Here is a 9,424-nt window from a genome sequence, read left to right as displayed (position 1 = left end):
CACCGCTTCCTCTCTTCTAGAATGGCTGGTATTTTATTTTTCTGCAAATCCCTTAGGTGTTGGAGAAAAGCATACTCTCTACTTTTGCTTGTGATACTTGCGTAAGTCCTGTCCTTGTCCTGTTTGTCGTTGTGGGCAATATCTCCTGGAGTGCGATCGCGTAGCAGACGCCGTTACCAAGAAGTGCTTTGCACCTCTCCACTGGGCGCATTTAGAAGGAGTTTTCCCTCAAGCACTTGCATTGCTCAAAGGTTCTATGAAACCATTTCAGCCATACATTTGGTCAAAACCTTTGGTCGAGGGCATCAACAGTATTTGACGGAACTAGAAAGGCGATCGCATTCTAGTTTTAGAGGTGCGATCGCCTGGAATAATCACTTCATGTATCTCATCTGTAAAAGCTGCGATCAAAAATTTGACAGCAAAGAAAATGTGTAATTAACCCCATTTGACATACCTTGTTATCGTACAAGACTGCACAATAACGATACTTTTTACTGGGGTAATTGCGAGGATGGTTGAGGTAATACGGGGTGTGATGATGACAATCGCATTGTTTGAATTACAGGCAAAAAGCTAATTTTGTTTAATAATTCAACTTTTCGTTGATACAGAATTTGGGTGTGATTGGGGTAATTTAGTCATAATTTAGGAGGTGTTTTGATCATCAGGTATTAAAGTAATCTTTAGTACTCTAATATACTTAGAGTTTACGGTTTTGATTTGGTATTAGTGTTATGGAGGTACTTCAGCCCTCTGGCAATTTGCTGTAGTTGTCGGCTGTTTGCAGTGGACTTTCTACTCAATGGAGTTGAGTATGAATGCTATAGCGCCATCGAAGAACATCGCCGTAATAGTTTTTTCTCTATGCACTTTGTATGTAAAAAAGCTGTTAAACCCTGTAAAGAAAGTGTTTTACACCACAGTATTTTTCCCATTTCGGTTAAATTGGGAACGATAGTAAAAGGTAATAAAAGATTAAAGATATGCCCAAAACTAAGGAGAAAACAGACGTAAAAAAGGTAGTAATTACGATTGACATGGGTGCAAGTAAAACCAAGGCGATCGTTCAAGAGTATCCAGAGGGAAAGCCTGTTGTTTTACTTTTCGACTCAGAAGTAGCAGATATTGCTAAAGCTTCGATTGAGAGCGTTCAACAAGAAGGTAGTCCTGAATCTCGTACTTGGGTAGGAATAGGCGATGAGTATTACGCCTTGGGAGAGCTTGCCCGTCGTCGATTTGGGGGTATATCGCAGCTGAAGGAGCTAAAGTACGAACTGGCAGTCCCTAAAATTTGTGGTGCATTTTGGCTGGCTAAAGAGAAGTTGAACCTGGGTAATGATGTTGCAGCTTACTTGAGCATCTTGCTGCCGCCCGGTGAAGTGCAAGACAAAGAACAGTTACAAGTTCGGTTGAAGGATGCGTTTCGAGGATTTGATACACCAGCAGGTAAGATGCGGGTAAAAATGCTTCGTTATGATGCAGCTTCTGAGGGGAGTGGGATATTTTTTCACCGTAGGCGATCGCTTGGCAATAATATGCCTGCTTCTATGTATGTAATGCTTGGTTATCGCAACGCAAGTATTTTCACCTTTCGCAGTGGTTCAATTGGTGCGGGAATAACCAGCAATTTTGGTATGTCTTGGCTGGTGAATAATTTTACTTCCAAGACATCGGGACTAAGCCCTGATAATCCCAATATTATCGAGGTGTTGGTAGAAGCTGGAGTTAGTTGTGACTCCCAGGTGATGCAGAAACTCTCACGCAAGCGCAAAGGTGATGAAATTCAACTTGATGGTGAGTCGATGTCCAAGGCTTTATTGCTTGCTAGAGATGAATATTGGCGTGCGATCGTCAGATGGTTGCGCTCGAAGATGGATGAGGATATTGAAGAACTGGTGTTTTGCGGAGGGACTGCGGATTATATTCGTCCAGAAATAGACGCTTACTTCCAGAAAGAGGGAATTAAGGTATCCTGGCACGGTAATATTTTTATACCTGATGAGATATCTTGCGGTATTGGCAATCGGATGGCGGATGTCTGGGCGCTCTACCAATATATGATTATTCAGTTTGATGAGTTGACTGGTTATACTCGCTCTGAGGTTGTACTGCTAACTAAATCCGCTGAAGGTAGTACAGATAATCCAGATGAAGAAGTTAAACGCAAGTATAATTTTACGCCTTGTGAGCGACCTAGTACCTTTATTGCTGTGAACGAGAATGTTTGATTAGCTCAGAAAAAGTAGTGTAGTTACAAGGACTGCAACTACACTTCTGGGATGCTTTTTACGTAACTTCTTAATAACCACTGCATGAATGAGCCGATTACTCGTGGTTAGGTGAGAATAGCTAGTTCTAGGGGGATTGAAAATAATTCCTTGTTGGCAGCGCCCCTTTCTATAATGACATCAGGTAGATAGAGAATATTGTTATCCCGCTTCAATCGAGTACACTTTGAACAAAGACTGTTGTTCAGCGTAGAATCTTCATGGCAAGGTGGTTATATTATGTCAACAGAAGATTTTTCTTCTCAATAGCTCAAAAAAGTCGCATTAATAGCTGCTGGTTGACACAGCTTTAAAGGTTGAAATCACATTAGAATTATGCCGTTGGTTTTTATACTCAATAACCAGCTTGCACAAAGGCAATAATGCTTTCCTACGGAACTATTAGATTGAGCAAGTGCTGAGTGAATATCTCTTGGACGGGGTATATTTCTTTTTGTGTACAATTCCACAATAGGCAATCTGTGTAGCTAGGTCGATATTACTTGCAGTCAACCTCTGTGTTGATAGCAATCCTTGTTAGAGAAATCAGAAAAATGATATAACATTATCTCAAAATTCTTCGCACAAACTGATATAACGTTATCTCATGACTGGAGTCGGAAATATAGTAATCAAGAAAGAGAAAAAATTATGCCTGCCAATTTGACCCTTTCGATTGAGACAAACGCTGGAGGAGTGGCAAAAAGTACTATTTCATACAATCTTGCGTATGAGTTGGGTGTTCGTGGTTATTCAGTGGCACTATTAGACATCGATCCTAACGAATCATTGACATTATTTTGCGGATTAGGAGAATTTAAAACTCAGGGAACAATGGCTAATGTTTACCATCCAGACTTCAATGGGAACTGGCCTTTAGTTACAGCTTGGCAAGGTAAGATTGACAAAATTCAAGTTTGTAAAGGCGGAAAAGAATTACACGAAACAATTCGGGAAGTTTCAAAGGATCTGCGTGGAGCTTATACTCTTGCAGATCGGTTGAGTGATTACCCCTTATCTCACGATTTTGTAATTATCGATTGTCCTGCGACATTGGAGCCTTTACCACTGACTGCTCTTGCAGCTTCTAGCCACGTGTTAATTCCCATTCAACCTGAATACAAGGCTTCTCAAAGTGCTGCTGCGATGATTGAGTGGTACTATTTCAACTGCAAGCGGCTGAGATTGAAACCGACTCCGAAAATATTAGGTATAGTTCCCACTCGTTGGAAAAGTGATTGGGGAGCGCATAGAAGTATTGTTGAGGAACTTCCCCTAGTCTGTAAAAATTTGGGAATTCAGTATTTTAGCCCAATTCGAGAATCAGCGGATATTCTTAATGCTTCTGGTAGAGGGCTACCTCTAGGGATTTACAGACCGGGTAAAGAGGCAAGAGGAGATTTTATGCAAATTGTTGATGCACTAGTTCAAGAACTTAAGCTAATAAGAGGTTAATAAATGACAAAACCAAACAAACCGAGCGTACTTGGAATGTTTGCTTCTGCTGCTGATTCACAACAGAGATTTGAGCTTGAAGAGCAAGTAGAAGAGTTACAGGCAGAGATTACAAGATTAAAAGATGAAGAGGCACAGGGAAAGCTTGCTGAAGAAGAACGTACACTTCTCAATCAAACTATTGAAGACCTACGAGAACATTTGAAAGCATCTGGAATTTTTAAAATTCACTATAGTGAAGTAAGACCCAATCCGAAACAAGCAAGGCAAACATTTACTTCGGATAGTATTCGGAGTATGGCTGTTTCAATTAGAGAGGAAGGGCAACAACAGCCAATTATTTTACTACCGGGAAATCTCCTTTTTGATGGAGAACGGAGATGGAGATCGGTTGCAGAAGAGTTACAGCCAGAAATTGAAACACTTGATGCAGTGATGCTTCTGAAAGAACTTTCGGAAGAGGAATTACATGCACGTACCTTATTAACTAGTCTTCACCGAGAAAGCTTGAATGAGCTAGATTTAGCCGAAGGTTTGATTCAACAGGCTAAGTTAGCTCTGGAAATTGAACAAGAAGAAGTAGTTAAAGCTCTTAGGAGAGTAATAGCTAGATTAAACGCAAAAAAACTGTTGCCCCAATTAACTGAATTGGTTACTTTAACTAGAAAAGAGCAGTCAGAAGGCATTAAAGAATTTAATTTAGACGAAATAGAACAAAGTATTCTTCTGTTGTTACTACGTTTTCAACAAAATCCAGCATCAGTAGATGCAAATGTATTTCCTTGTTTACGGCTTTCAGAAGACTTAAAAACTGCGATTAGACAATCAGGACTTGGTGCAAACCATGCCCGTTCACTCCAAAAACTAAATTCTAAAAATTTAAAAATTGAGGAAACTAAAGCTCTTAAAATCCGACAAGATGCTACATCACAAGTTTTGCAAGAAAGGCTAACAGTCGCTCAAACTCGTTTTCTAGTTGCCCAAACTATTGCTGAACATGCTCCTGAAACAAAGCCTAAACCAAGTCACCAAATCAGTTCTCTAATTCGAGATGTCTCAGCAACTAAGATCGAAGATATCCAGCAAGAGCAACTGAGAGATTTATTGGCTGTATTAGAAGCTAAGGCAAAAGAGATTCGGAAAAAATTGGACTAATACTATCTAGTCAGACTTAGTTCACTGAACCGGAGATGTCAATGAAATCTCTACCCAACACCCATCTAAACCACTTAAACAACAACTAAAATCCAATGCTACTGTACCGCAACCTAACCCAAATCCTACTAATGAAGCAATAGAGCAAACTCCGGTTAAATCTCAGCCCCCACTCTACGCCTGTTGGGAATGAGCCATCGCCGCAACAAGTAGAATCACTTGCGATGTCACTCGATTTGCTGCAAAGCGTCTACACTGACCCCGATGATGAATCAGTACAACAATCCAAACCACAGCGATCGCCTGAATCTCCCAGAGTAAAACAAGAATTATCAGCAGAACGGTTTCAGTATATGAGATTTTTAGACTGCGATGAACCAGTAAGCCGGATTATATTCGAGTGTTACCACTGTCAGCAGGGAATACTCAGCGAGTACACTGGTGAACCTGTAATGGGAGAGTACAAAGGCCGTCCTTCACTAATTCAAGTAAAAATCCAATGCCCTAATTGTGAGCAGACGGCTATCAGATTAACAACTGGGGAGGTGCTTTCAACAACAGCGATTCTTTCACCTTGGCAGCAATGATGACAGACACCCTCTTTAAGAGTGACTGGTAAGAGATATTAACGATTGATAATGCAAATGAGATTTTTAACTCCAATAATTACTGCACTAACGATGCTTACACTCACGAGTTGCAGCACCGCTACTACTGAACAGTATGAAGCTACAGCACTCACCAGTTATACCTGGCAAGTTAAGTATGCCAATAACCTAACTAGTGAACCTCAACCCCGCATTGAAACCTTCGCTACTACCTCAGTCTTGAATCGGAATGGAGTAAAACCGTCAGAAGCAGTTGTTGGCCCAGATGATCGGGGGTTATGGTGGCCTACTTTACCGCCACGACCAAGTGTTGATGAAGTTGAACAACGCAATAAATCTCAAGAAGAGGCAGGCAAACCTGAATTGGTGAAAGATGTCAAGTATAAACTGACCTATGGAGTGGGTAATGCACAGAATACGCTACCTACTAACTATGAAGTTTATCGGCAGGTCGTGAAAGCGTACCCGACACAGCAGGCTTTGCAATTGACTTTGGGCGTGAATGATAATTCAGTCGAGAAGGCTGAACCTGTAAGCAAGTAATAACTCTAAGTTACGTAATAAACAAGAACTTATAGATCAAGACTGTACTGTTTTTCAACTAGCAGTATTGAGCTTACAAGCCCAAACGAAAATCTCAAGTCTTGCAATAGCTTGTCCAAACGAGCAATTTGTCGTAGCTAAATTCCAAGTGGATCAGAACCTTGGCTTATTTCTTGCGGAGAACTAAATTGCTAAATTTGGTAATAAAAAAATTGATATTAAAGCATAAATCAAATAGTCAACCATCTAAATTAATTTCTACTGTGTTGATAAAAAAGATTTCAAAAATTGTTTATGGGGGCTATATGGGGGCTATGTATACCCCAAATATAGGTTAGTACTTTTGCAAGAATATGACCCCTGCATAGGGTATATATAGGTGCTAAGTGGGGTATATTTGACTCAATTAAATTTTATACCCCACTTAGCCCCCAAGGGGTTATGATAAGCTCTTGAGACTGGAGAAAAAAGCAGGGGGCGGAGGGTAAAAATTTATAGCAATTTATTTTTATCTCCCTTACTCAAGAGCTCCCCCTTTGCACCAGAACAGATAACTTCCAAAAATCAAAGTGTATAGACTTATCCCTCATGTCAAACATTCACACGTTACAAAAAATTTTTCCTGCGGGTTTCGATAACGGCTACGGAAGTCTAAAACTTTTAGTCGAAGGATTTGAAGTAGTTCGTGTGCCGAGCTATATTTCAACAGCCGAGATGGAAGATGTGCCAGGGCGTGTAGTTTTTAACGGCAATGCTTACACCGTTGGAGAGTCAGCTTACCGTACAGGAAATTATTTTGACCGCAACACAGACAATAATGAAAATAAAGTCAACAACGCATTGTTGACTTTGTTCGGTGCATTGGCACATCTGCCATATCGTAAAGCTTGGCACTTAAAATTAGTCGTCAGTTTACATGATGTTGGTCTAGCTTCAGAATTACAAAAAGTACTCAATGGAGAATATCAGCCAATACTTGCTGGCAAACAATCAGATGTAAAGGTAGAAGTCCTGAAAGTTGTACTAGAGGGTATGGGTGCATTGTTTGGGCATCCACTACCGAAAAAACTAACCATTTTAGACTTTGGTAATGGTACGACCCTGTATTCTCGTTACAACCGGGGTCAGCGAGAAGTTCACACTGCCTACCCTATAGGCGTAGAAGTTCTCATCGATGATATTTCCCAGAAGATGAAACATTTAAATGGCGGAAAAATCGGGGATGCTTCCAAGATTCGGTTTTGTTTGGAAATGGGACATACCAAGTACAGCCGTGACATCGATATCAAAGATATATACAGTACGTGCTTGAAAGACTGGTATGAAAAATACTTGAAGAAAACAGTAAATTTGACACTTGATGCCAAGCACCAAGGGGATGAAATCTGGGCGATAGGTGGAGGTTGCCTGTTACCAGGATTTAGGAAACTGTTGGAGAAGAATGGGTTTAAAATTCTGGACAATCCAGTAGAAGCGAATGTCTTTGGGCTTTTAGAGATGGCAAAAACCATTATCAGCAAGAATCCAACAAGCACCTCTGGGAAACTATAACAATGGCAGATAAACAAGACCTAGCACCGGAAAAAGTTCGGCTCAAAGATAATTACCGAGAGCGCATATTTGCAGAATCGCAACAACTAGGTAAAAGTTACTTGGAGACGCTTTACTTTATAGTTGATTGCTATTTTGTTTTCATCAAAGCTGGATTACCTGCACAAAAAGTAGCTTTTACGCCGATTACTACTGAGGAGAACAAACTTCCTTCAAGGACTCCAACTCCAATTACAGACGAGCAAGAAGAGGATTCTGAAGGGGAAACATTTAGCCTTGATTTTGATTTGTAACTGTTCAGATGAAGTTGGCAATGGTAATTCCCAACCCGTGGGGGTAATGATGTCAAAAAAGTTTTAAATTTAGCTCTTGTGTAAGTATTTTAGGATTTATGTACTATAAGATGAGTTGATGTCAGCGATTTTACCAAACAGTGGTTTTTTATTCTGGATTTCTGTAAAAAAAAATAATGCCAGTACCAACAAGTAAGCCTGTATGTACTAGCATTATTCAGTTAAGTGGGTCTAGAACGGAGGTTCTTGGTCTAAATCTTCATCTGTCGAAGTAACGTTATCTTCGAGTATTTCCTTGGCAAAATCGGGAGTTTTAGGCGAGTGAGGGGTTTTACTAACGTGGGTGAGTTCGTTGATGGGTTGTGCTGACATAAAGTTTCTGATTACGAATGTGGCAATCTTTTCTTTGTAATCACCCCTGTTATCAACTAGCAAATCGAGATATCCTTCTGCTGTGCCGTGTACGCCTTCCCCCTGTTCGTTAATAATGACGGCGGGTGCGCCCTTGGAACGGAATGGCATCTCGTCAGCAACTACTCCTTCCTTTGAACGGTAGTAGAATTCGGCGATCCCAAAGGCAATCAAGGAACCTTCTTTGTCGTGGGTAGTGTTCACTGACTTAAGATTGATAGTTGCAGTATTATGAATCATGTTCGTTTTATTTGTAGATTGATTTGATGGTTTATCGCCTACGATTTATACTGCATAGGCGATTTGTGATTTCCTAGAAATTTGCGTTAGCTACAGTCTGTGTTTCGTTTGGTGCAGAAGTGGATGTAGATTCCTCCTTTCGGGGTGAACCTAACAATTCAATAGCGTTGATTGTAATTACGGGTTTTTGCCGCATAGTGCCAGAATTTTTATCTGCCCAACGATCAAATCCAAACTCGCCAGTAATTGCAATCTGAGTTCCTTTACGAACGTAATTTCCAATCACTTCTGCTTGATTTCCCCAGGCGACTAAATCAAACCAAAGGGCTTGCTCACTTCTATAGGGTGGTCTTACTGCAATAGAGATTGAAGCCTTAACTGCGCCAGACTCGAAATATTTAAGTTCTGGTTCTTGTCCGCATCTGCCAACCAGCATGACTTTGTTGATATAGTTCATAACGCGAGGATTTATATATTTCTCTTATTACTGCGTTAGCATTAGTTCTTTCAGGATTTATTATTTTGACGAGTTGTTTTATTTAAACCACATTCTTTTTTATTCATACTCATAAGTTATTTTTTGTACTTGTTTCTCGTAAAGTTGTGGTTTTTACTAGGGAAGGACGAGTTACTCTGTGCTATGGTGGTATCGCAATTAATGTGGTCTGTATCTAAAAATTATAAGTAATGACTTATGCCTGAATATCTTCTCCTGAAGCGAGTAAGTATTTGTAAGCTGATGCTTTTGGCTTTGATGTGGATACAGTTCGATGAAAATAGCCAAAACCAGCTGACTCCTGACTACTCATCTTCTTTGCAGGTAGAAAATCTTACCTGGTTAGGTGTAGCGACCTGCAATACTAATCGCTCAAACCTGCAATCAAGACATTTACAAACC

Annotated in this window: 10 protein-coding genes and 1 pseudogene; 9 read left to right on the top strand and 2 right to left on the bottom strand. The window is 40.3% G+C overall.

Features of this window, described 5'->3' with window-relative positions; all coding sequences use genetic code 11:
- Positions 1-114: 114 nt before the first annotated feature.
- The 8 genes from VB740_RS15540 to VB740_RS15505 all read left to right on the top strand — a co-directional run bounded on the left by VB740_RS15540 (position 115) and on the right by VB740_RS15505 (position 7,875).
- Positions 115-438, top strand: coding sequence for a hypothetical protein (locus VB740_RS15540; RefSeq protein WP_323200879.1), 324 nt, complete (start codon positions 115-117; stop codon positions 436-438).
- A 548-nt stretch (positions 439-986) separates the two neighbouring features.
- Positions 987-2,231 (top strand): ParM/StbA family protein, encoded by a 1,245-nt coding sequence (locus tag VB740_RS15535; protein WP_323200878.1) that lies wholly within the window; start codon positions 987-989, stop codon positions 2,229-2,231.
- 690 nt (positions 2,232-2,921) lie between these two features.
- Positions 2,922-3,725 carry a ParA family protein gene (locus tag VB740_RS15530; protein ID WP_323200877.1) on the top strand — a complete coding sequence of 268 codons (804 nt, stop codon included), beginning with the start codon at positions 2,922-2,924 and terminating at the stop codon, positions 3,723-3,725.
- Positions 3,726-3,728: 3 nt separating this feature from the next.
- Entirely contained in the window at positions 3,729-4,880 is a 1,152-nt protein-coding gene (locus tag VB740_RS15525) for a ParB/RepB/Spo0J family partition protein (RefSeq protein ID WP_323200876.1), read from the top strand.
- A gap of 224 nt (positions 4,881-5,104) precedes the next feature.
- The gene (locus VB740_RS15520) at positions 5,105-5,467 is read left to right on the top strand and encodes a hypothetical protein (protein WP_323200875.1); all 363 of its coding nucleotides are present in this window, start codon (positions 5,105-5,107) and stop codon (positions 5,465-5,467) included.
- Positions 5,468-5,560: 93 nt separating this feature from the next.
- A complete protein-coding gene (locus VB740_RS15515) occupies positions 5,561-6,031 on the top strand; it encodes a hypothetical protein (protein ID WP_323200874.1) in 471 nt (156 codons plus the stop codon).
- A 588-nt stretch (positions 6,032-6,619) separates the two neighbouring features.
- Positions 6,620-7,582, top strand: coding sequence for a ParM/StbA family protein (locus VB740_RS15510; RefSeq protein WP_323200873.1), 963 nt, complete (start codon positions 6,620-6,622; stop codon positions 7,580-7,582).
- Between the two features lie 2 nt (positions 7,583-7,584).
- Positions 7,585-7,875 (top strand): hypothetical protein, encoded by a 291-nt coding sequence (locus VB740_RS15505; protein ID WP_323200872.1) that lies wholly within the window; start codon positions 7,585-7,587, stop codon positions 7,873-7,875.
- A gap of 231 nt (positions 7,876-8,106) precedes the next feature.
- On the opposite strand, the gene VB740_RS15500 is transcribed toward VB740_RS15505, so the two are convergent.
- Both VB740_RS15500 and ssb read right to left on the bottom strand, forming a co-directional pair.
- Positions 8,107-8,526, bottom strand: a complete 420-nt coding sequence (locus VB740_RS15500; protein ID WP_323200871.1) for a hypothetical protein — start codon at positions 8,524-8,526, stop codon at positions 8,107-8,109.
- Positions 8,527-8,599: 73 nt separating this feature from the next.
- The gene (gene ssb / locus VB740_RS15495; RefSeq protein ID WP_029631537.1) at positions 8,600-8,983 is read right to left on the bottom strand and encodes a single-stranded DNA-binding protein; all 384 of its coding nucleotides are present in this window, start codon (positions 8,981-8,983) and stop codon (positions 8,600-8,602) included.
- 237 nt (positions 8,984-9,220) lie between these two features.
- Here ssb and VB740_RS15490 point away from each other — a divergent pair.
- A pseudogene (locus VB740_RS15490) lies at positions 9,221-9,424 on the top strand (hypothetical protein); the annotation flags it as partial.

It is taken from the genome of Nostoc sp. UHCC 0251, assembly GCF_034932245.1.
Lineage (GTDB): Bacteria > Cyanobacteriota > Cyanobacteriia > Cyanobacteriales > Nostocaceae > Nostoc.
Note: the sequence above shows the minus strand (reverse complement) of the source record. Positions and strands in the feature narration are given on the sequence as shown.

What these genes read in the sequence shown, in the direction of transcription:
- VB740_RS15530 (WP_323200877.1), top strand. Translation starts at nt 2,922, where the DNA reads ATGCCTGCCAATTTGACCCTTTCGATTGAGACAAACGCTGGAGGAGTG.
- VB740_RS15505 (WP_323200872.1), top strand. Translation starts at nt 7,585, where the DNA reads ATGGCAGATAAACAAGACCTAGCACCGGAAAAAGTTCGGCTCAAAGAT.
- VB740_RS15525 (WP_323200876.1), top strand. Translation starts at nt 3,729, where the DNA reads ATGACAAAACCAAACAAACCGAGCGTACTTGGAATGTTTGCTTCTGCT.
- ssb (WP_029631537.1), bottom strand. Translation starts at nt 8,983, where the DNA reads ATGAACTATATCAACAAAGTCATGCTGGTTGGCAGATGCGGACAAGAA.
- VB740_RS15510 (WP_323200873.1), top strand. Translation starts at nt 6,620, where the DNA reads ATGTCAAACATTCACACGTTACAAAAAATTTTTCCTGCGGGTTTCGAT.
- VB740_RS15515 (WP_323200874.1), top strand. Translation starts at nt 5,561, where the DNA reads ATGCTTACACTCACGAGTTGCAGCACCGCTACTACTGAACAGTATGAA.
- VB740_RS15520 (WP_323200875.1), top strand. Translation starts at nt 5,105, where the DNA reads ATGTCACTCGATTTGCTGCAAAGCGTCTACACTGACCCCGATGATGAA.
- VB740_RS15535 (WP_323200878.1), top strand. Translation starts at nt 987, where the DNA reads ATGCCCAAAACTAAGGAGAAAACAGACGTAAAAAAGGTAGTAATTACG.
- VB740_RS15500 (WP_323200871.1), bottom strand. Translation starts at nt 8,526, where the DNA reads ATGATTCATAATACTGCAACTATCAATCTTAAGTCAGTGAACACTACC.